This window comes from Candidatus Paceibacterota bacterium, from assembly GCA_028718635.1.
GTDB lineage: Bacteria > Patescibacteriota > Minisyncoccia > Phycocordibacterales > UBA9973 > UBA9973.
In genome coordinates this window covers 36,312-59,101 of sequence record JAQULK010000001.1, presented here as the reverse complement: position 1 = coordinate 59,101, position 22,790 = coordinate 36,312, and the positions used below count along the sequence as shown (strand labels likewise).

Below are 22,790 nucleotides of genomic sequence, written 5' to 3'. Positions count from 1 at the left end.
ATGCTGAAAAAGATCACAAAGAAAATAATATGCGGTAATTGGAAAATGAATCCGCGCACTCTGAAAGAAGCGGAGAAATTATTTTCTGATGTGGTAAAAGAAGTTTCTGAAGCCAAGAAGACGGAAATCGTGATCTGCCCGCCTAGCATTTATTTAGAAAGATTAAAAAAAATTAGAACCAATAAAATAAAACTTGGAGCGCAAAATGCTTTTTATGGCGACCTCGGAGCTTTTACGGGAGAAGTGTCCGGAGAAATGTTTTCCAATATCGGCGTGAAGTATGCAATTTTGGGACATTCTGAAAGACGAGCTCTCGGAGAAAACAATAGTGAAATAAATAAAAAAATAAAATCATCCCTTTCGGCTGGTCTAGTACCGATACTTTGCGTGGGTGAAAATGTTCGCGATGAAAGCCATAGTTATTTTAATTTAGTCAAAACACAAATCGAAGAATGTCTGGCGGGAGTTTCTAAAAATTCAATTTCAAAAATAATTATAGCTTATGAACCAGTCTGGGCACTCTCTAGCACGCTTAATCGTCGAGATGCGACAGCAGATGACTCCAGAGAAATGGCTATTTTTATACGTAAAATACTTTCTGATAAATTCGGTAAAGATGCATCTGGTGCCAGGATTATTTATGGCGGTTCTGCTAATGAAAAAGATGCAGAAGATTTTCTTAAAAACGGAGGAGTGGACGGATTGCTTCCCGGCCGTGCTAGTTTGAATGCAAAAAAGTTTTCAGAGATTGTAAAAATATGCGAAGCATTAGAGAAAAAAAAAATTTAAAAGGGAAAACAGCGCTCGTGCGAGTAGATTTTAATGTGCCCATTAAAAATGGCAAAGTCGAAGATGATTTTCGCATAAAAAAAGCTTTACCAACTATTAAGTTTTTAATTAAAAAAGGAGCAAAAATAATTTTAATTACTCATCTCGGAGAAGGGGGAGAGACGCTTGTGCCTATTGCTAAAGCTTTAAATAAATTTATTAAAGTGAAATTTATTCCTGAAATTATTGGCTCAAAAGTTTCTAAGGCATGTTTCGAAATGAAAAATGGGGAAATTATTTTATTAGAAAACTTAAGAAACAACAAAGGCGAACAGCTATGTAATAAAAATTTCGCCGAAAACTTGGCAAAATTTTCAGATATTTATGTAAATGAGGCATTCCCTGAATCTCATCGAAAAGTTTCTTCGATTGTTCTATTGCCCAAGCTATTGCCTGCTTATGCCGGTTTCCAATTAGAAGCTGAAATAAAAAACTTAGCTCATGCTTTCAAAAATCCCAAGCATCCATTTTTGTTTATTTTAGGCGGGGCTAAGTTTTCTACCAAAATGCCTCTTATTAAAAAATACTTAAAATTGGCAGATTATGTATTCGTTGGTGGGGCGTTGGCTCATAATTTTTTAAAGGCAAAAGGCTGTGAAGTCGGTAGATCTCTAATTGATAACAACAATTATGGAATTGAAAAATTGCTAAAAAATAAAAAATTAATTTTACCCGTCGATTTTGTCATGAAGGATGGAATTATTGTAGACATAGGAGAAGAAACAATAAAAAATTTAGCGCCACTGATAAAGAAATCAAAGCTTATACTTTGGAATGGTCCGCTTGGTAGATATGAAGACGGCGGAGCAGAAGCTACTAAAAAAGTATTTAAATTAGTTGCAAGCTCTAAAGCCGAAAGTGTCATTGGCGGAGGAGACACGGTAGCCCTAATAAGAGAACTGAATATGGAAAATAAATTTTCTTTTGTATCTACCGGTGGCGGTGCCATGCTTGATTTTTTAGCAAATGGAACCTTGCCGGGAATCAAAGCGCTGCGATAATTTTTTCAGCAGCTTCGGCTGATTCTTTGTCTTTGTAGATTTTTGTTCGAAACATTGGCAAATTGTCATTAAGAAATCTAGGGATTAAATGTATATGAAAATGGGGGACATCTTTACCGACTATGGAAAGCTGCACATAATCGCACCCGATTCCTTTTTTGATAGCGAGCATTAATTTTTTAGCTAATTTAAAAATTCCGCAGATTGTTTCATCATCTGCGTCTTGCATCCAGACCATGTGCTTTTTGGGAATTAATAAAAGATGCCCATCCGCGACCGGCTGAATATCTAAAAATGCTAAGAAGTTTTCATCTTCATAAACTTTTGTGCAAGGAATTTCTCCCTTAATTATTTTATCAAAAATGCAGTTCTCCATATTTATATATTCTATACCATCTGTGTTAAAATTCAATTCATGCAAAAGTATAGCGAATTATTGAGGACGCTTCTGGAAAAAAGAGGAGTTGCCGATGCGGAGCAAGCAGAAATTTTTCTAAATCCAAGTTATGAGCGCGATTTTTATGATCCTTTTTTAATGCGGGATATGGAGAAGGCTTGCGTAAGGCTATATGAGGCCATAGAGAATAAGGAAAAAATAATCATTTATGCAGATTATGATTGTGATGGAATTCCAGGGGCGGTAATTTTTAACGACTTATTTAAACTGGTTGGATATGAAAATTATGAAATTTATATACCCCTGAGAAATTCTGAAGGGTATGGGCTCAACCTCGTTGCCATAAAACAATTTTCAGAAAACGGAGTGAAATTGTTGATTACGGTCGATCTTGGAATCACTGCGGTGGCTGAAGTGGCTCAGGCGGAAGCAGACGGCATCGATGTAATAATCATTGATCACCACTTGCCAAAACAAAAAATTCAGCCCATAAAAAATTCTCCCGCCTTCGCCCTCGGAGTCGAAAAGACAGGGGACCCACGACTCCTTAATTTTTTACAGTCTGAATTTTTACTGCCTCGCGCCTATGCAATTTTGAATCCAAAAGTGGATGAGTATCCGGAAAAAATGCTTTGCGGAGCAGGCGTTGTTTTTAAATTTATGCAAGGTTTTATTCATAAATACGGCAAAGAGAATGAGAATTTTGGGATAAAAAATGGTCAGGAAAAATGGATGTTGGATATGGCAGGTTTGGCGACCCTTTCTGACATGGTTCCCCTTACCGGTGAAAACAGAGCTATCGCTTATTTCGGAATGAAAGTTCTGAAGAAATCTGCCCGACCGGGTTTGCAGAAACTTTTAGCGAAAATGAAAATCGAGCAAGGATATTTATCAGTGGACGATATTGGTTTTATGGTAACGCCCAGATTAAACGCAGCCTCGAGAATGGATGACCCTATGCGAGCTTATGAAATTCTTTCCACAAGAGATGAGGCGAAAGCAGGTCTGCTCTCAGATCATTTGTCGAAGATAAATGATGAAAGGAAAAACATAGTAAAAAATATTATGCGTGATGTAAATAAGCATATTGATAAAAAATTCGAGAATGGAATAGAAACGGACGTGATAGTGATAGGTAACCCAGAGTGGAAAGTGGGAGTTTTAGGATTAGTGGCAGGGAAAATATCAGATAAATATAAAAAATCTGTTTTTGTGTGGGCGAAAGATGAAAATAATTGCATTAAAGGTTCTTGTCGGAGCGATGGGTCGGTCTCTGTTGTGGAGCTTATGAGCGAGAACAGCGAATCATTTGTGGACTTTGGCGGACACGAACTCGCAGGAGGATTTACCGTTTGTGATGATAAAATTCATTTTTTAGAGGAAGCGCTGTCTGTTTCTTTTAAAAAAATTACCACCCCGCTCCGATCTGAATCGGAGCACCCCTCCTTAATTAAGGAGGGGAAAAACATCAAAGATATGAAATTATCTCTTTCTGACGTCAACATGAAAAATTGGAAAGAACTGGAAAAGCTCGCACCTTTTGGAATAGGAAATCCTAAACCCGTTTTCCTTTTTCCTGACATCAAGATAGAAAAAATAAAAAAATTTGGTAAAAATGGATCTGGAGAACATTTGGAAATTGTTTTTTCTGACTTATCCGGCAAAGCCACGGCTATTTCATTTTTCTCTGATTATGATTCTTTTGATATACCTATTGCGGAGAACAAAACAGTCAATCTTCTAGCCACTTTTGATTTATCTAGATTTAGAGGGAGAGTTGAGTTAAGATTAAGGGTAGAGAATATATTATAAAAATGCAAAAAGAATATAGTATGAAAATTTATACGGATGGAGCGGCGAAAGGGAACCCGGGGAAAGCTGGCTGGGGGGCTGTTTTTATAATTCACCCCTACCCAACCTCCCCCTTGTTAAGGGGGAGGAGTGAGGAGGGGGTCTTTGAAATCGGGGGAGGAGTGGAACACGCGACAAACAATCAAATGGAATTGACTGCGCCAATTGAAGCGTTGAAGTTTTTATTTAAGCAAGGCTTGGTTGGGGATGATGTGGAAATTGTTTCTGATTCTAAATATGTGATTTTGGGAATTACGGAATGGATTTTTAATTGGCAAAAGAATGGATGGCGTAATGCCAAAAAAGAGCCAGTTTTAAATCGCGCTCTTTGGGAAGAACTACATAAACTTACTGAAGAGTTTGCAAAATTGCCAAACAGGGAGAAAATAAAATGGACTTATGTGAAAGGACACAATGGAGACAAGCATAACGAAAGAGCGGACGAAATAGCGACTAGTTTTGCGGAAGAGGCGCCGATAAAATTGAAAAAATAAGATTGGTCAACCTGGCAGGTTGACCAATCTGGGAAAAGGTTTATACTTTAAACATGATTGGTGACTTAGCACATATATGCAATAGGGGAGTTGAAAAAAGAAAAATTTTTATTGATGAATCTGATTATCTTAGATTTGTGCAAAACTTACTTTTTTTAAATAACCAAGATGGGAAAATTAGAATACGCAGAAAGGATCCGCTTTATGATATTAAAGAAATTTTGTTTGGAAGAAAAAAGTTAGTGGAGATTTTAAAATGGAGTTTGTTGCCAAATCATTATCATCTTTTACTTTACGAAGTTTCAGAAGGAGGAATTCTTGAATTTACGAAACGTTTAGGTAATGCATATACAAAATATTTTAATACTAAAAATAAAGGGAGAAGAGGGTATCTTTTTCAGAATAGCGCAAAAATAATTCCTATTTTGAAAAATAATCATTTTTTATATATGCCAATTTATATTGACCTTAATTGTTCCGATCTTATATGTCCAAATTGGAAAAATACCCCCAAAAATGATTCAAAGAAAATTCTAAATTTTTTGAAATCATATCGTTGGTCAAGTTTTAGAGATTGTTTTACAAAAAGTGAATTTGAAAATGTTTCTAATGTGGATCTTTTCTATGATTTATTTGATACTAACGCGAGAGAGTACATGAAAGAATTAGAAGATTTTCTTGAAAATCCATTGGCTGACGTGGCAGGTTGGTCAATTTGATAGTGGGTGTATGTTTAACGGATACTTTTTGATATCATAAACTTATGGAAGAAAATCCTTTAAAGAATAAAGAAAAATTAGCTTTAAAAATAGAAATAGCTACAGAAAAAGATTGGGAGGAATATAAAAAAATTAGATGTGAAGCTATTGATACAGACCCCGAAGGCTCTGGTAAATATTTTAAAGATGAAGCTCGGGTGGAAAGAAATCAAACTGATAATGAATGGAAAGAAGATTTAGGAAAATCTATTATAGTTTTGGCAAGAAATGGGTCAGAGGTAATAGGAATTATAAAAGGAGTAAAAAGTCCGAATTCAGATGAGCTTCGGGTATGGAGAATAAATTCTGTTTTCCTTAAACCAAATTTTAGGAAAAGTGTTATTGGGGAAAACATTGCAGAAAGAATGCTCAAAACAATATTAGACGAGGAAAAAAGGAAAGGCGCTGAAAAAGTTAGACTTTGGGTGTTAGTTAGCAGAGGAGCAGCGATTAAACTTTATGAAAAATTCGGTTTTGAAAAACTTGATGAAGAGAGGGCGTTGCCAATTATTGGAAATGACCCGAAGTATCTTTCTGAATACCAAATAATGGAATTGGATTTAATTAACAAAGAACACAATGGCTGACCTGGCAGGTTGGCCAATTATTTTATGCGGGATAGAGTTTTTTATACAACTTGTTTTGGGTTTTTATTTGGAGTGCTGTTGCGCTCTTTCTTTTTGGTAGATTTTTATTTGGTAATTTTATTCGGCTTAATTGCTCTCGCTTTGTTTTTGTTTTTTACTTTAATTTCCCTCGGCCATAGCCCTACGGGCGAGGCAAAAAACAAGTGGGGTATATTAGCTTCGATTTTTCTTCTGACTTTTTGTTTTGGAATTTTTAGATTTAACATGGTAGATGTTTTAGCACCAAATATTTTTGAGTCGCAAGTAGGGCAAAAAGTAACTCTCGATGGAGTTATAACTGATGAACCTAGTATAAAAGAAAATAACCAGCAATTGACGGTGCTTGTAACTTCTAGAGGTTGGACATCGGGTCCCCCTGATGTCCAACCTCTTCCCACCACTAAAATTTTATTGTCTACCAGTCTAGATACAGATTATAAATATGGAGACAAAATAAATTTTTTTGGGAAATTAGAAAAGCCGGAGAATTTTATTACCGACCAAGGTAAAGTTTTTGACTATGTAAATTATTTGCGCAAAGACGGGATTTTGTATGTGATGGGTTATCCCAGAATTGAAATTGTCTCCCTTGGCCGTAGCCAGACGGGCGAGGCCCGCGGAAATGGCAATGTAATTCAAAGTGCTCTTTTCCAAATTAAAGATAAATTTTTAGAAAAAATAAATTTTGCTATTAATGCTCCTGAGAATCTGCTTTTGGGTGGGCTTATTTTGGGTGAAAAATCTTCTTTTAGTCAAGATTTAAGACAGAGTTTTGTGAATACCGGTACGATCCATATCGTGGCGCTGTCAGGATACAATGTGACGATTGTGGCTGAATGGATTATGAAATTTTTGGCGAAAGTACCTTATGCTCCCAAAAATTTTGGTATTGGAATGGGAATATTAACAGTAATTCTATTTATCATAATGACTGGCGGGAGTTCGACTGCAGTCCGAGCGGGGATAATGGCGACTCTGGCATTGGTAGCCCGCGCGACCGGCCGCAATTATGATGTCGCGCGGGCGTTATTGTTGGCTGGAGTGTTGATGATTCTACTCAATCCTTTTCTTCTAGTTTTTGATGTTTCTTTTCAGCTTTCATTTTTGGCGACGGTCGCGGTGATTTTTCTCGCTCCGAGAATTGAAAAATATTTTTTATGGGTACCAAAAACTTTCGAATTGCGAGACATTGTGTCCGTCACCTGTGCTGCTTATGTTTTTGTTTTTCCTTTTATTCTTTATAAAATGGGCAATTTTTCTCTGGTGGCTCTGCCAGCCAATGTTTTAATTTTACCTTTTATTCCTTTTACAATGATGCTCGGTTTCATCACTGGTTTTCTTGGGCTTATTTATTATGTGCTGGCAATACCGGCAGGTTTTCTTTCGTATTTATTTCTGCATTACGAGCTTGGAGTAATAAATTTTTTTTCAAACCTGCCATTTTCAGCTTTTACTTTTCCAGATTTTCCATTTTTACTTACGCTGATTATTTATGCCTATTTTATTTATAAACTTTTTGGCAGAAATATAAATAAATTCTTTACTGAGCCTTTTTGAAATTTTCTTCTATGACCTCCCAATTTAAATTTTCAAAGAATGCTTCCACGTATTTTTTCTTTTCGGAGGTCGGATAATCATAAACGAAAGCATGTTCCCACATATCAATACCAAGAATCCACTGAAGTCCATTTAATTGTCCCAAGTGGTGCTCGTCTACCCAAGCAGATATGAGATTTTTTGTTTGTTTGTCGTAGTAAAGCACTGCCCAGCCGACTCCGCGGGTCATCGCCAGATTTTTAAAATCCCTGAGCCATAGATCAAACGATTGTCCTTGTTTTTCAATCGTAATTTTTAATTGAAAATTTTCAGGTAGGGGTTTGGCTTCGCCTTCTAGAGACTTGAAATAATATTCGTGGTTTCTCATTCCATTGAATTCAAAGCCGAATCTTCTATGTAGTTCTCCCACTAAATAAACAACTTCCGGGGCTAGCTCTCTGGTTTCAGATATTTTTTCGTATTCTTCAAGTTTTTCAATAATTAAATTTGTGTTTTTTACATACCCAGCATAAAGCTTCAAATGTTCCTCAATATTTTTACTAGAGATGCCTTTAAAACTTCCTAGGTTAAATTTTATTTCCTCAAATTTCATATGTTAGTATTGTAACATGTATAAAAATATCAAACAGTGCTGGATGTTGATTCTTGTACTTCTCCTTTTATTTACAACATTTTTTCTATTTTATTTAGATTGGCAAAATTCCAACCAGGGTCTTACTTTTGCAATGCTAGATGTCGGGCAGGGAGACGCTCTTTTTATAGAATCTCCGACAGGTACCCAAGTCATGTTTGATGGTGGTCCACCGCGTAAAGTTTTGGGTCCACTTCAAAGAGTAATTTCTCCATTTGATAAAACTATTGATGCCCTAATAATTACCAACCCGGACGCAGATCACATCGGCGGACTTTTGGATATTTTAAAGAATTACAAAGTGGGTATGGTTCTCGAATCTGGCGTCTTAACAGATTCTAAAACTTATCAAAACTTGAGAGAAGAAATGAAAAAACAAAACGTACCGGATATTTTAGCTAAAAGAGGAATGAAGTTAGACATGGGAAGCGGAGCAGTAATCGATATTTTATTTCCCGATAGAGATGTTTCCGAGTGGGCGACGAATGATGGCTCAGTAGTAGCACGGCTTTCTTATGGAAATACTTCTATAATGCTAACTGGTGATGCAGGAACAAAAACAGAACAAATAATTCTCTCAGAAAATTCCCAAATGCGGTTAAAAAGCACTATTTTAAAGGTTGGGCATCATGGCTCGCGGACTTCTTCGTCTCCAAGTTATGTAAAAGCCGTCTCTCCGGAATATGCGCTCATCTCAGACGGCAAAGATAATAATTACGGTCATCCTCATCCAGAGACCTTGGAAACACTCACTAAATTTGGAGCAAAAATTTTCCGGACTGATTTGTTGGGTACGATAATCGTGAAATCCGACGGTCAAAATGAGATTTTTTCATTCCACAGGTAGATAAAAATTAATGTGATATAATCGTTTTATGAAAGATAAAAAAATTGAGAGTCTTATTAAGAATGAAACAAGGAGGCAGAAGAGCGTAATCAATCTTATCCCCTCGGAGAACTATGTTTCCAAAGATGTTTTGACGGCGCTTGGTTCTATTTTTGACAATAAATATGCAGAGGGGTATCCTCATGCTCGATATTATGGGGGGCAGAGGTATACAGATGAGCTTGAGATTCTTTGCCAAGACCGAGCTCGAAAACTTTTTAAATTAAAAAAAGATTTATGGCATGTAAATGTCCAGCCGCTTTCAGGGTCTCCTGCGAACTTGGCTGTGTATCTAGCGCTGGTGCCAAAAGGCGGGAAGGTGATGGGGTTGCCTCTTTCTTCCGGCGGGCATTTGACTCATGGTCAGAAAGTTTCCATCACTGGCAAGGTGTGGGAACAAGTGCCCATCGGCATAGATTTAAAAACCGAACTCATTGATTATAAAAAAATGAAAGAGGATGCAATAAGAGAAAAGCCGAATCTAATCATTGTAGGATTTACGGCTTACCCTAGAATTGTTGATTTTAAAAAGTGTCGCGAAGTAGCTGATGCTTGCGGTGCATATCTCATGGTTGATATGTCACACTTTGCCGGACTAGTAGCAGGAGAAGCTTATCCAACACCTTTTAAATATGCAGATGTGGTTACGACCACCACTCACAAGACTTTACGTGGTCCAAGAGGAGCAATTATTTTCTCTAGAAAAGATAAAAAACTTGGCGACAAAGATATATCATCTTTGATTGATAAAGCGATCTTTCCAGGTTTACAAGGAGGTCCGCACATGGGTCAGATTGCCGGCATTGCTGTTGCTTTAAAGGAAGACGATTCGCCAGCTTTTAAAAAATATGCGAAACAAGTCATCAAGAATGCAAAAGTATTAGCCAATGAACTCGTCCGCTTAGGTTGGAGAGTAGTTTCTGGTGGTACAGAATCGCATCTTATTTTGGTGGATGTTTGGATGAATGGAAAAGGTATCTCTGGAAAGGAGGCTGAAGCGAAACTCGAAAAAGCAGGAATCATTTGCAATAAAAATACTATTCCGGGTGAAACTCGTTCACCATTTGATCCTTCTGGAATCCGCATCGGTACACCGGCGGAGACTACTTTGGGCAAGAAAGAAAAAGACATGATTGCTATCGCTAGAAAAATAGACAAGGTTTTAAAGGGGAAGAAATAAAGTTTATGAAGTCAGGTAAAAAAGTAATTGTGATAACAGGCGGAAACAGCGGGTTAGGAAAAGCTACCGCTAAAATTTTAGTTCGTGAAAATGAGGTCGTGATTCTAGGGAAAAATGCGAAAGAAGTGAAGGAAACTTCCAAGGAGCTGGAATGCGACGGCATTATTTGCGATGTCACAAACGCGGAACAAATTAAAGATGCATTTTCGCAAGTTGTAAAAAAATATAAAAAAATTGACTGCTTGATAAATTGCGCGGGAGTTTGGATAGAAGGTCCGATTGAAGAAAATAATCCTGAAGAAATAAAAAATGCGGTTTTGATAAATACTGTCGGAACCATGCTCGTGGTAAATGCTTTAGTGCCTCAGCTTAAAAAACAAAAGTACGGGAGAATTATAAATATTAGTTCTAGGGCGGGTCTGAATCCAAAAGCAGAACGTTCTGTTTATAATGCTTCAAAATGGGCGGTGACCGGCTTTACGAAATCTCTTCAGCTGGAACTCGCTCCTTTTAACATTAGCGTGGTGGGATTTTATCCTGGATTTATTCATACTGGTCTTTTTGAAAAAGTGGGGATTCATAAAAATTTTGGAATGGCGATGCCAGTTGAAAAACCAGCCAAGGCTTTAGCGTATTTAGTGGATGTCGATGATGATTTATTGATAAACTCATTTGAGATGGAATCATTGAGAGAAGCTAAATAATATGGCAAAAAAAGGCAAACTCATTGTAGTGGACGGCACGGATGGAAGCGGAAAAGCTACGCAAGTGAAGCTCTTGCGCGCGCGATTGGTGAGAGAAGGGTACACCGTGAAACTTCTAGATTTTCCAGAATACTATAAAAATTTCTTTGGAAAATTCATCGGGCATTGTTTGTCTGAGCAGTATTATAATTGGATAAATATTCATCCCAAAATTGCTTCCATCGCTTATGCGGCGGACAGATGGGAATCATCCGAGAAAATACGGGATTGGCTCAAAAAAGGATATATTGTTTTATCAAATAGATATGTCAGCGCCAATCAAATTCATCAAGGCGGGAAAATTAAAGACACCAAAAGGCGGAATAATTTTATAAAATGGCTCGATGAGATGGAATACAAAGTTTTTAAAATTCCCAAACCCGATGCGGTGTTTTATTTGAATGTTCCGATGAGCATCATTTTGAAATTAATAAAAGAACGCAATAAAAAAACTTCACGCAAATATACTGGCAAGAGGAAAGATATCGTGGAAGGGAATATCCCATATCTAACCAATTCTAATAAAACGGCTTTATGGCTCTCTAAAACTCAAAAGGGTTGGATTAAAATTGAATGCGCAGAAAATGGAATTTTGGAAAGCCGTGAAATAATCCATGAAAAAATTTATGAAAAAATTAAAAAAGTTTTACGTTAATTTTTATGCAAATTAAAGTTAAAAAACTTAGGGAAGATGCGAAGTTGCCGACCCATGGACATCCCGGGGATGCGGGGATTGATTTTTATTGCGTAGAAGATGTCCGTTTTCTGCCCGGCAAACAAGAGACAGTTCGCACTGGCGTGGCTATTGAAATTCCAGAAGGTCATGTGGGTCTTATTTGGGACAAATCGAGCATCTCTTTTAACTTAGGGTTAAAAGTCATGGGCGGAGTGATAGATGCTGGTTTTAGAGGCGAAATTACCATGAATTTTTTGAATGTTTCAAATAAAGAAGTTTTAATGACAAAAGATCACAAGATCGCCCAGATGCTAATTCAAAAATTCGAATATTGTGATATTGTAGAGACTGAAGAGCTTTCAGAAACTGTGCGAGGCGAAGGGAGGGAAGGGAGTACAGGACGTAAATAAACAAAATGTTCTAATCAAAAATTTTTGAAACTGCGCCCTCGGAGTCATAAGGACAGGGGACCCACACGTTTCTTAAAATTTTTATTAGAACATTTATACAAAACATTATGGAACAAAAAATAAAAAACTGGATAAAGGAAATTTTAAAGATTGAAGGCGATTTTGTCTTGACGCATCCCAAAGATCTCAAAAATGGAGATTACACTTTTATTTCATCTTTAGAAAATGCAAAAGAATCTTTGGAAAAATTAGAAAAAAATAAATTGCCAGAAATAGAAAAGATAGAAATGGTTGGCAGATTTATAAATTTCCATTTATCGAGGAAGTTTTTCGCAAATAGAGTCGAAGAAATTTTAAATAATCCGGAAGATTTTGGGAAAAATAATTCATTGGAAGGAAAAAAAATAATGGTTGAATATACGGACCCGAATCCTTTCAAGCCTTTTCACATTGGACATTTGATGAGCAATGCTATCGGGGAATCAATCTCGCGTTTAGTTGAATTCTCCGGAGCCAAGATTGCACGGGCTAATTTCCAAGGAGACCTCGGCCTGCATGTAGCTAAAGCTATTTATGGGCTTATGGATAACGAAAAATTGCAAAGCAAAGCGGGGTCAAATGCTCTGCAGGCGTCAAACATAGGGAAAGCTTACGCCAGAGGCGCGGAACTTTATGAAATTGATGAGGAAATAAAGAAAGAGATAGATGAAATAAATAAAAAACTTTATATAAAAGAGGACGACAAAAAAGACAAAAAAATAACGGAAATATATGAATGGGGTTTCAGGGTGACGATGGAAACCTTCGAAGATCTATATAAAATGCTAGGCACGAAGTTCGATTTTTATTTTCTAGAAAGCGTGATGGCGGATATTGGGCGAGAAATTGTGAATGCAAATATGGGAATTTTTGAAGAATCTGATGGAGCGATTGTCTTCAAAGCAGAGAAATACGACTCTAAGTTGCACACCAGAGTTTTCATTACTTCTGCTGGATTGCCCACTTATGAAACCAAAGATCTCGGGTTGGCGGAAGAAAAATTCAAAACTTTTCCAGATATGGATTTGTCTATTATGGTTACTGCCAACGAGCAGAAGGATTATATGCGCGTTGTTATGAAAGCTATTTCCTTGATCAACAAAGAACATGCGGAAAAGATGAAACATATTACTCACGGCATGATGCGCCTTCCTACCGGCAAGATGGGGTCTAGGAAGGGGAATGTGATAACTGGCGAATCGCTTTTGAACGATGCTCGCGACGCTATTTTGGAAAAAATGACAAATAGGGATTTTTCTCCGCAGGAAGAAGAAAAAGTGGCAAATGATGTGAGCGTTTCTGCCTTGAAATATTCCATCCTTAAGCAAGGAATCGGCGGGGATATCATTTACGATTTCGAAAAATCAATTTCTTTTGAAGGGGATTCTGGGCCGTATCTGCAATATGCTTATGCCCGGGCAAATTCAATTTTAGAAAAAGCCCAAAAAGAAAATATCTTGCCGGACCCGCATGCTTTCGGAGAGGAAATTTTTGAAGTAGAAAAATTATTATATAAATTTCCGGAAATTGTTTTCCGTTCCGCGAAAGAATACGAACCGCACTATATTGCGAATTATTTAATAGAAGTCGCCCGTGCCTTTAATAGCTTTTATGGAAATACGGTAATAGTAAATAAAGAAGATTCTAGTTCTGGATATAAAATTTCTCTGACGTACGCGTTTTCTTTTGTGATGAAAAACGGTCTGTACCTCCTCGGCATTACGGCTCCGAAGAAAATGTAGTAGAATAGAGCGTGACTCAAAATGAAGCTTTGAATATTTTAAAAACCGGTGTAAATGTTTTTTTGACGGGCGAGCCGGGGGCGGGAAAGACGCACACTATAAATAATTTTGTGAATTATTTGCGCACTCGCGATATAACTCCTGCGATCACCGCTTCCACGGGGATCGCCGCGACGCATATCGGCGGGATGACGATTCATTCTTGGAGCGGTATCGGCATCAGGACAAAATTAGACAAATATGATTTGGATAAAATTGCGAGCAGTGAATATGTCTGCAAGCGCGTAAGGCGAACGCGGATTTTGATCATTGATGAGGTTTCTATGCTCTCCTCCAATATGCTTGATATGGTGGATATGGTTTGCCGAGAAATAAAACAAAATGATGAACCGTTCGGTGGCATCCAAATAATTTTCGTGGGCGATTTTTTTCAATTGCCTCCGATTATAAGAAAAGATGACAAAGAAAATAATCTGAATAAAAACAAGCAGAGCTCACTTATTTCAGCGGTTCAACCGCTGGGGATTTTTGCTTATGAATCTAGTGCTTGGGAGAGGGCAGGATTGGTCGTGTGTTATTTGACAGAACAGCATCGCCAAGACGATAAAGACTTTCTTTCGGTGCTCTCCGGCATCCGCGCTAATGATTTTTCACAAATGCGTAGAAAATTTATAACTGCTCGGCAGATTGATCATGATGATATGCCCAAAGAAGCCCTGAATATTACCAAACTTTTTTCACACAATATAGATGTGGATCGGGTAAACAATATAGAGCTTGCAAAATTAGAGGAGGATGTAAAATTATTTAAAATGTCCGGGAGCGGAAACGACAAAGTGGTAGAGGCTCTTAAGAAAGGGTGCCTGTCGCCGGAAAATTTGGAGCTTAAAATCGGCGCAGTGGTAATGTGCACAAAAAATAATCAAAAAGAAAAATTTGTAAATGGCACGCTTGGCGTGGTGAGAGGTTTCGAAGAATTCAGCGGGTACCCGATTATTAAAACTAAAAATGGAAGGAAAATAACCATTCCGCCCTCGGATTGGATAGTGGAAGAAAATGGAAAAGTTCGCGCGCAAATAACTCAGATTCCGCTTCGGCTGGCTTGGGCTATTACAGTGCACAAGAGCCAGGGGATGAGCATGGATGCCGCAGTGATGGATTTGTCGCAAGTGTTTGAATTTGGGCAAGGCTATGTGGCGCTTTCTCGAGTGCGCAGGCTCTCAGGTCTTTTTCTGCTTGGCATCAATGAGCATGCGTTTAAAGTGCATCCGGAGGTTTTAGAAAAAGATATTTCTTTTAAGAAAAAGTCGAGAGAGGCGGTCAAAGTTTTCGGGAAACTCAAAGAAAATGATCTAAAAAAGATGCATAATGATTTTGTGGTTGCTTGTGGTGGAAAATTGAAAGAGAAGAAAAAATAGTTATGCACACTTTCTTTACTATATCTTTTAATCTTGTGAGATAATGAATTTATATAAATAATTTTAAATTAAATGCGCTTACGAAAATCGATTATTTTATTTTCGTTTTTATTTTTTCTTAGCGCTTTTTTTATTTTTACTCCAAGGGTTTTTGCTTCTGATTTAAATAGCAATGGAATTCAAGATGTGGATGAAGCTGAAGTTATTGTGAATTCAAATGTGTCATTGCCTGCCGGCGAATATGTTTTTAATAATCTGACCATCACTAATAATGCAGTATTGACCCTCGAAGGTGATCCTCTTTCATCAAATGATTTCAAAGGAGTAAAAATTAATGCTGTAAACATAACTATTGATGCTGGTTCATCTATTTCTGCTGACGGGAAAGGTTACGGCGCCAATCAAGGGCCTGGAGCTGGAAAAGATGTGAATGGTTATTCAAACCCTGGCGCGAGTTACGGCGGAATTAGCTCTGGTAATTCTGATTCAACTTATGGTTCGGCTACCAAACCCATTGATCTTGGCAGTGGTGGTACGACTAATGGCGGAGGAGCTGTCAGATTAATAATTTCTGATAATTTTACCAATAATGGAATTGTCACGGCAAATGGAAATGTATCAAGTAGCGGCGGCAGTATTTATGTAACTGCAAAAAACATCACAGGCGGTGGAAAATTTACTGCAAATGGCAGTAATATTAAAAACTAGCGAGGATGACCTTAATGTGTCGTATTAAGGTTTTTAATATATTTTTAAATAAATTATGAATAAATTTTTAGAGTGGTTTACATTAAAGAAATTATTGGTTTTTAGTTTAGTTGGAACTATTGGATTTTCAATTTTAGTACCAAGAAAAGTTTTTTATGCCATATATGACTCTCGTTGTTTTTTATGTATTGATATTGCTCAATATGCTGTATTGTTATTTTTAGTTGGAGTTACAATTTTAATTCCTATCATAATAATGTCTTTTGTCAAAAGACAGCATATGTTTGAAACTTGGAAAAAAACTTTATTTGTTTATTTATTTGTTTATTTGTTAAATATAATATTTATGCCTTGGTATTGGGGAGATGAATTTTTTAATTTTGAAAAAGATATTATAGCTTTTGGAATTTCTATTGCATATTTTGTATTTTCTCTTATTCTAATTATTTATAAATCTCTTAGTAAAGAAAGTAAATGATGAACATTCTTTTTTATATAAAAGAAAAGTTTCTAAGTTTTAAACCAAGGAATATAGCTTTAGTTTCTATTATTTCTGCAATTCTTGGGTTGTTTACATATTTTTTAGAACATTCTTTTTTTTTATAGGTATATATGTAGCGAAAAACTTTTCTTTTCAACTTTTAGTAGTTGTATTGCCCCTTACCAAAAATGGGGCTTGGTTTTAACGATATTTTTTTCAAGTATTTCATTTCTTTTATCTGTTTTTTTACTATTTAGAGACAAAGCAAAGCGTCATCTTTATATTAAAATCTTAATAATAATTGCTTCCATCGGAATTTTTTTAATGTTACTAACTTGGGATGACTCTAGTGGATTCTTTTTCAATGTCAACTTCGGTTTGTTGTTCTTAGCCATAACACCCATAGTCCTTGTTGCCATTATCAGTTTCATTGCTTGGAGTTATTTATTTAAAAAATAGAAATATGGGTGCAAATAAAGGTGATACGAGCTGGTGTAAACTTATTTCTAATTCTTACCAAAAAAGTCTTTGCTATGGTAATTAGGTTTTCGCCAAAGCAAGGCTTTGATAAAGGCAATTTAAACAGGAACGGCTCAATTCCCGCAACTTGAGCCGTTGAGGTGGTTTATGCTACACTTTTTATAAGTTTTTTAATAAAAATCGTGGTAAAAATTTATGAAAAATTTCGGACAAAACATAGAAAGTAGCGGACATATTGGAAAATCAAAAAATCCAGAGTTTAATCTTGGCGGACAAAGAAATCTTGATCGTTCTCCTGAAAAATCATTACATAAAGAAATGCTCGAGAATAGCACAGAAAAATCTAAAATGATGGGATTTTTAGATGAAATGGTTGGAAAATTAAGTCTTCCAGAAAATTATAAAATAATAGATGAAGCTGTCGGCGAAGATGGAGCTAGTGTTAGTCTTGCTAATAAAATATGGGCGTATACAGAAAAATTAGGAAGTAAAAAAATAATACCAAATAGTAGCGTAAAAGATATTTTGTTTAGTCAAGACGTGACAATTTTAGGTCGGGTAGAGAGGGTGAAGAGGAGAAAGGAACTGACGGATTCAGATAAAGAAATTATTAAAACCGAGTTTAATTTTTTGTGTAGATATATCGATCTTTTAAGTAAAAACATAACCTTTGAAACAGAGGAATTAAGTCATAAGCTAGGGTTTTTGGAAGGGAAAATAAATCCGGAGCGATTGGAACTTCTAAGAAAAAAAGATAAAAAAGAATTTCTTGAAATAAATGAAGAATTGCTTTAAATTTTTGTATTTTATGTTATATTGTAATAGTAAGCGTTGAAGAGGGTATCGCCTCGGAGCTTTGGGAAGAAATATTGCTAGGCAAGACCTAGCAATAAAGTAGAACCCTTTAAATGAGAAGCCCCGCCAAAGGCGGGTAAAAAGCAAGGTGGTACCACGGCGAAGCCCGTCCTTGTGCAATTATTTTTATTTGCATGAGGACGGGTTTTATTTTTTAAAATACAAAATTATGGAAGAAAAAAATATACAAAATAAAAAAAGCGAATCAGCTTTGCGCGAAGAGAAGATTTTGGAGTTTTGGAAAGAAAATAAAACTTTTGAGAAATCTCTGGCAAAAAAGTCGCCTCAAGGAGAATTTGTTTTTTTTGAAGGTCCGCCGACGGCCAATGGCAAGCCAGGCATTCATCATCTGGAAGCTAGAGCATTCAAGGACGCAATTCCCAGATACAAAACTATGCAAGGTTTTCATGTGCGGAGAAAAGGCGGATGGGACACCCACGGGTTGCCAGTAGAACTTCAAGTAGAAAAAAAACTTGGGTTGAATTCTAAGAAAGCGATTGAAGAATATGGAGTTGCCAAATTCAATCAAGAATGCAAAGAAAGCGTTTGGGAATATTTGGATGTTTGGAATAAATTTACTCATCGCATCGGATATTGGGTGGATCAAGAGCATCCATATGTGACGTATCACAATGAATATATCGAATCTGTTTGGAATGTTGTTAAAGAAATAAATAAACAGAATTTACTTTATAAAGATTATAAAGTTGTGCCTTGGTGTCCGCGTTGTGGAACAGCTTTGTCTTCGCACGAGCTGGCGCAGGGATATGAAGATGTAAAAGATTTATCGGTGTATGTGAAGTTTAGAGTGTTAAGCGGAAACATTACTTCTGCAGGGTCGCTGTCTCCGTCTGCTGACGGAGCGCTGCCTCTCGGCTCGTCAGCCTGCGAGACACCCCGCAAAAGTAACATTTCCGCCAACACCTACATTCTCGCTTGGACCACTACTCCATGGACTTTGCCGGGGAATGTGGCTTTGGCTGTGGGGGAAGATATTGATTATGTAAAAATAGAAATAGAAAAAGAATTTTTAATTTTGGCCAAAGAAAGACTTTCCGTAATAGATGGAGAATACAAGATACTCAAGGAGATAAAAGGTAAAGATTTAATTGGTCTTGAATATGAGTCATTATATCCATATTTAAAGGACACAATTTCTGAAAATGAAAAACCTAAATTAGAAAAAGCCTTTAAGGTTTACGGAGCGGATTTTGTGACGACCGCAGACGGTACTGGAGTAGTGCATACGGCAGTGATGTATGGGCAGGATGATTTTGAACTTGGCACGAAGGTTGGTTTGCCGAAGCACCATCTCGTCGGTCTAGACGGAAAATTTTTACCGGGTACAGGAATATTTGAAGGCAGATTTGTACGCGACGAAGATGTGGCTGTGGATGTGATAAAAGATTTAGCGCATCGTGGGCTTTTATTAAAAAAAGAAAAATATGAACATTCCTATCCGCATTGTTGGCGCTGCCATACGGCGCTTATTTATTATGCCCGGGATTCTTGGTATATAAAAGTCTCTGATCCAAAAATAAAAGAAAAAATGATAGCTGAGAATAAAGAAATAAACTGGGAACCGGCGCATATTCGGGATGGTCGTTTTGGAGAATGGCTTCGTGAAATTAAAGATTGGGCGATCTCTCGCGAGCGGTATTGGGGAACACCCCTGCCAGTTTGGATTTGCGAATCCTGTAAAAGAGTGGATGTCATCGGAAGCATTGAAGACTTAAAAAATAAAACCAAAAAGTCTGGGAATAAATATTTTGTGATGCGGCATGGTGGAACTGAAGCTAACTTGGCTGGTCTCGTAAGTTTCAAGAACCAAATTGATGACAGTTTGAGTCCAGAAGGTCAGAAACAAGTAACAGAGGTTGCTAAAAAAATTCTTAGTGAAAAAATTGATTTAATTATTTCGTCTCCTTTTACTCGCACAAGACAAACAGTAAATATTTTGAACGAAAAACTTCATCTCAAGGATGAACAAATAATTTTTGATGATAGATTGCAGGAATTTAACCCTGGGGATTTTGATGGAAAGTTATGGAGTGAATATCATAAATATGTTCTTTCGATTAGCAATGGATGGTTCCATCATAAAATTCCAAATGGGGAATCTTTTGCGGAGGTAGCGTGTCGTACTGGAGCAGTATTATGCGAGCTTGAAAATAAATACAAAAATAAAAATATCATAATTGTGACACATGGTGGACCCGCATGGCTTTTATTTGTAAACGCCGGATTGTTTACTCCTGATGACAAGCCTTATCATTTTCCAAACACAGAAGCATTTGTGAAAGAATTTAGGCAATTTAATAATGCCGAAGTTCGCGAGCTGCCATTTGTTCCATTTCCTCACAATGCAGACTTTGAACTTGATTTACACAAGCCATATATTGATGAAGTAAATTTAATTTGTGCCCATCGGGTGGGCTCAGGGCAAGCATGTGGTGGCAAACTGATACGCACTCGCGAGGTGATGGATGTCTGGTTTGATTCCGGATGTATGCCATTTGCGCAAGATAATTACCCATTTAAGGAGACCAAGATTTTATACCCCGCAGATTTTATTTCAGAAGCGATAGACCAGACTCGCGGATGGTTTTATACTTTACACGCTGTTGGTATCCTTATGGGGAGAGGAAAGGCATACAAAAATGTAATTTGTCTCGGACATTTGATGGATGCTGTTGGTAAAAAAATGTCTAAATCCCTCGGTAATATTGTTGATCCTTGGGAAATGATAGAAAAATACGGAGTGGACACCTTGCGTCTTTGGATGTATTCAGTAAACCAGCCAGGGGAATCAAAAAACTTTGATGAGAAGACAGTTGCCCTGCTTTACAGCCAGGTTTTTGGGTTGCTTTACAATGTGCTGGCGTTTTATGAACTGTATAGAGATAAAGACTTAGAGACAATTCACCTCTCCCCAACCCCTCTCCTTAATAAGGAGAGGGGCGAGGGGGTGAGGTCTAACGTTCTTGATATTTGGATTTTGGCGCGGTTGGATGAATTGATTAGTGAATCTACAAAAAAGATGGACGATTACAAATTGCTCGAACCAGTGAGAGCAATTAAAGATTTTATCGGAGATCTTTCTACTTGGTACTTGCGTCGTTCACGAGAAAGAATTAAGAATGGAGACAAAGAGGCAAGGCAAACTTTGTATTATATATTAGAAACTCTTGTTAAAATTTTAGCACCTTTTGCGCCATTCACAGCCGAAGATATTTGGTTGAAATTAAAAACAGAAGGCGATGGAGGAAGCGTGCATTTGGCAGAGTGGCCTGTTGTTTCTGAACTTAGTTTTCAACCCGAAGTTGTAAAAAATATGCAAATTACAAGAAGAATTGTAACTCAAGGTCTGGAGGCGAGACAAAAAGCAGGGATAAAAGTTCGTCAACCGCTTAGCAAATTAGAAATTAAAGATTTTAATTTAGACCAAGAATATGTTGAACTTATAAAGGATGAATTAAATGTAAAAGAAGTTATAGAAAATAAAAATATAGAGAACGAAGTAGAGCTTGATATAAACATCACTTCAGAGTTGAAACAAGAGGGGGATTATCGAGAGCTTGTGCGAGCAATTCAAGATTTTAGAAAGAAGAAAGGATTAACTCCTAGTGAATTTATCAGGCTTATTGTTCAAACTTCAGATATTGGTAAAAAATTCATCCAAAATTTTGAGGAAAAGTTGAAAAAAGCTGTAATTGCAAAGGAAATTCAGTTAAAAGAAAATGACGGGGAAGAGGTAAAAATCGATGAATTGTATTTTAAGGTAAGAATTGATAAAATAAATAAATGAAAATCAAAAAACTTGGGCATTGTTGCTTGGTGGTAGAGACGAATGGCAAAAAGATAATGACTGATCCGGGTTTTTATACCGAAAAAGAGCACATGCAAGAGAAAAATGTAGATTTAATTTTAATAACTCACGAACATGGAGATCACATCCATGTTGAATCATTGAAAGAAATTATAAAAAATAATCCAAATGTTATTATTATTACAAATGACGGAGTTGGAAAATTATTGAAAAAAGCGGGAATTAAATATGAAGTCTTGAAAGATAAAACCTTAAAAGATTTTTCCGGGGTAGAAATAGAAGCTTGCGATTGCAAACACGAAGAGATTTATCAGGATTTTGGGCAGGTATTAAATACGGGATATTTTATTGATAAAAGATTCTTTTATCCCGGAGATTCTTTTTGCAATCCTGGCAAACCGGTTGAGATTTTGGCATTGCCTGTGGCGGGCCCTTGGGCTAATATCAAGAATGCCGTTAATTATGCTTTAAGCATAAATCCAAAAGTATGTTTTCCTGTGCACGACGGGATGCTAAACCATTTTGGCAGTTCACACAGAGTTCCAGAAATATATTTAATAAGCGTAGCCAATATAGCATTCAAAAATTTTGAAAAAAATAACGAAGAGGAATTTTAATGCATCACATTTATCACACGGAGGGGATAATATTAGGTAGCAAAAATTCTGGCGAAGCGGGGAGGTATTATTATATTTTTACTCGCGATCTAGGCATGATATATGCCACGGCTCAAGGCGTGAGGAAAATATCTTCCAAACTACGTTTCGTTTTGCAAGATTTTGCTTATGTAAAAATTGACCTTGTGCAAGGGTTGAATTTCTGGAGAGTCACCAGCGCTTCAAAAACAAATGCCTTAGAACACCTTACCAAAAATCCTAAAACTTTTGAAGTTTTTTCCAATATTGCTTCCTTATTAAGAAGATTGCTTGCCGGCATCGAGCCCAATGAAGCTTTGTTTGCCGATTTGATAAATGGACTTTCTGTTTTAGAAAAAGCAGGAACTAATGACCTAAGAAACCTCGAAGCTATTATTGTTTTGCGCATCCTCAACAATTTGGGATACATCGGAGAAAATGAAGTGTTGCAAAACCTTATCAAATCTCCATTTGAAGAAAATTTAGTGTTTGAAATTTCCAAATCAAGACCTGAGGTATTGCATCAAATAAACAAAGCTCTCAAGGAGACTCATTTGTAAAAAAA

At 36.8% G+C, this 22,790-nt stretch carries 22 protein-coding genes; 20 read left to right on the top strand and 2 right to left on the bottom strand.

What is annotated here, in order from left to right:
* Both tpiA and pgk read left to right on the top strand, forming a co-directional pair.
* Positions 1 to 789, top strand: coding sequence for a triose-phosphate isomerase (gene tpiA, locus PHT16_00305; protein ID MDD5720880.1), 789 nt, complete (start codon positions 1 to 3; stop codon positions 787 to 789).
* Positions 759 to 1,829, top strand: a complete 1,071-nt coding sequence (gene pgk, locus PHT16_00300; GenBank protein ID MDD5720879.1) for a phosphoglycerate kinase — start codon at positions 759 to 761, stop codon at positions 1,827 to 1,829. Before tpiA ends, pgk begins: the two co-directional genes overlap by 31 nt.
* Here the strand turns inward: pgk and PHT16_00295 are convergent.
* Positions 1,813 to 2,205: an HIT domain-containing protein gene (locus tag PHT16_00295; GenBank protein MDD5720878.1), complete on the bottom strand. Its 393-nt coding sequence runs from the start codon at positions 2,203 to 2,205 to the stop codon at positions 1,813 to 1,815. The genes pgk and PHT16_00295 overlap by 17 nt on opposite strands.
* A 39-nt stretch (positions 2,206 to 2,244) precedes the next feature.
* Between PHT16_00295 and PHT16_00290 the strand changes: the two genes are divergently transcribed.
* From PHT16_00290 to PHT16_00270, 5 genes are read left to right on the top strand one after another with little or no spacing between them, the layout of a single operon-like run.
* Positions 2,245 to 4,038, top strand: a complete 1,794-nt coding sequence (locus tag PHT16_00290) for a DHHA1 domain-containing protein (GenBank protein MDD5720877.1) — start codon at positions 2,245 to 2,247, stop codon at positions 4,036 to 4,038.
* A 2-nt stretch (positions 4,039 to 4,040) separates the two neighbouring features.
* Complete coding sequence (locus PHT16_00285; GenBank protein MDD5720876.1) at positions 4,041 to 4,571, top strand: ribonuclease HI; 531 nt, start codon at positions 4,041 to 4,043, stop codon at positions 4,569 to 4,571.
* Positions 4,572 to 4,624: 53 nt separating this feature from the next.
* The gene (locus tag PHT16_00280; protein ID MDD5720875.1) at positions 4,625 to 5,290 is read left to right on the top strand and encodes a hypothetical protein; all 666 of its coding nucleotides are present in this window, start codon (positions 4,625 to 4,627) and stop codon (positions 5,288 to 5,290) included.
* Between the two features lie 44 nt (positions 5,291 to 5,334).
* The gene (locus PHT16_00275) at positions 5,335 to 5,916 is read left to right on the top strand and encodes a GNAT family N-acetyltransferase (protein MDD5720874.1); all 582 of its coding nucleotides are present in this window, start codon (positions 5,335 to 5,337) and stop codon (positions 5,914 to 5,916) included.
* Positions 5,917 to 5,940: 24 nt separating this feature from the next.
* The gene (locus tag PHT16_00270) at positions 5,941 to 7,512 is read left to right on the top strand and encodes a ComEC/Rec2 family competence protein (GenBank protein MDD5720873.1); all 1,572 of its coding nucleotides are present in this window, start codon (positions 5,941 to 5,943) and stop codon (positions 7,510 to 7,512) included.
* On the opposite strand, the gene PHT16_00265 is transcribed toward PHT16_00270, so the two are convergent.
* Positions 7,496 to 8,104 carry a Fe-Mn family superoxide dismutase gene (locus tag PHT16_00265; GenBank protein MDD5720872.1) on the bottom strand — a complete coding sequence of 203 codons (609 nt, stop codon included), beginning with the start codon at positions 8,102 to 8,104 and terminating at the stop codon, positions 7,496 to 7,498. The genes PHT16_00270 and PHT16_00265 overlap by 17 nt on opposite strands.
* 16 nt (positions 8,105 to 8,120) lie before the next feature.
* Between PHT16_00265 and PHT16_00260 the strand changes: the two genes are divergently transcribed.
* The 13 genes from PHT16_00260 (at position 8,121) to recO (ending at position 22,785) form a co-directional block, all read left to right on the top strand.
* Positions 8,121 to 8,990, top strand: coding sequence for a ComEC/Rec2 family competence protein (locus tag PHT16_00260; GenBank protein MDD5720871.1), 870 nt, complete (start codon positions 8,121 to 8,123; stop codon positions 8,988 to 8,990).
* A gap of 28 nt (positions 8,991 to 9,018) precedes the next feature.
* On the top strand, positions 9,019 to 10,209 hold the full coding sequence (locus PHT16_00255; protein MDD5720870.1) for a serine hydroxymethyltransferase: 1,191 nt from the start codon (positions 9,019 to 9,021) through the stop codon (positions 10,207 to 10,209).
* Between the two features lie 5 nt (positions 10,210 to 10,214).
* Positions 10,215 to 10,913 (top strand): SDR family NAD(P)-dependent oxidoreductase, encoded by a 699-nt coding sequence (locus tag PHT16_00250; protein ID MDD5720869.1) that lies wholly within the window; start codon positions 10,215 to 10,217, stop codon positions 10,911 to 10,913.
* A 1-nt stretch (position 10,914) separates the two neighbouring features.
* Positions 10,915 to 11,607 (top strand): deoxynucleoside kinase, encoded by a 693-nt coding sequence (locus PHT16_00245; GenBank protein MDD5720868.1) that lies wholly within the window; start codon positions 10,915 to 10,917, stop codon positions 11,605 to 11,607.
* 5 nt (positions 11,608 to 11,612) lie between these two features.
* Positions 11,613 to 12,038, top strand: a complete 426-nt coding sequence (gene dut / locus PHT16_00240) for a dUTP diphosphatase (protein ID MDD5720867.1) — start codon at positions 11,613 to 11,615, stop codon at positions 12,036 to 12,038.
* Between the two features lie 107 nt (positions 12,039 to 12,145).
* On the top strand, positions 12,146 to 13,819 hold the full coding sequence (gene argS, locus PHT16_00235; protein ID MDD5720866.1) for an arginine--tRNA ligase: 1,674 nt from the start codon (positions 12,146 to 12,148) through the stop codon (positions 13,817 to 13,819).
* An 11-nt stretch (positions 13,820 to 13,830) separates the two neighbouring features.
* Positions 13,831 to 15,237, top strand: a complete 1,407-nt coding sequence (locus PHT16_00230) for a PIF1 family DEAD/DEAH box helicase (GenBank protein MDD5720865.1) — start codon at positions 13,831 to 13,833, stop codon at positions 15,235 to 15,237.
* Between the two features lie 72 nt (positions 15,238 to 15,309).
* Positions 15,310 to 15,945: a hypothetical protein gene (locus tag PHT16_00225; GenBank protein MDD5720864.1), complete on the top strand. Its 636-nt coding sequence runs from the start codon at positions 15,310 to 15,312 to the stop codon at positions 15,943 to 15,945.
* Between the two features lie 55 nt (positions 15,946 to 16,000).
* Positions 16,001 to 16,423, top strand: a complete 423-nt coding sequence (locus PHT16_00220) for a hypothetical protein (protein MDD5720863.1) — start codon at positions 16,001 to 16,003, stop codon at positions 16,421 to 16,423.
* A gap of 678 nt (positions 16,424 to 17,101) precedes the next feature.
* The gene (locus tag PHT16_00215) at positions 17,102 to 17,701 is read left to right on the top strand and encodes a hypothetical protein (GenBank protein ID MDD5720862.1); all 600 of its coding nucleotides are present in this window, start codon (positions 17,102 to 17,104) and stop codon (positions 17,699 to 17,701) included.
* Between the two features lie 229 nt (positions 17,702 to 17,930).
* Positions 17,931 to 21,569 (top strand): class I tRNA ligase family protein, encoded by a 3,639-nt coding sequence (locus tag PHT16_00210; protein ID MDD5720861.1) that lies wholly within the window; start codon positions 17,931 to 17,933, stop codon positions 21,567 to 21,569.
* Positions 21,566 to 22,207 (top strand): MBL fold metallo-hydrolase, encoded by a 642-nt coding sequence (locus PHT16_00205; GenBank protein MDD5720860.1) that lies wholly within the window; start codon positions 21,566 to 21,568, stop codon positions 22,205 to 22,207. The genes PHT16_00210 and PHT16_00205 overlap by 4 nt, the downstream gene beginning before the upstream one ends.
* The gene (recO, locus tag PHT16_00200; GenBank protein ID MDD5720859.1) at positions 22,207 to 22,785 is read left to right on the top strand and encodes a DNA repair protein RecO; all 579 of its coding nucleotides are present in this window, start codon (positions 22,207 to 22,209) and stop codon (positions 22,783 to 22,785) included. The genes PHT16_00205 and recO overlap by 1 nt, the downstream gene beginning before the upstream one ends.
* Positions 22,786 to 22,790: the final 5 nt, after the last annotated feature.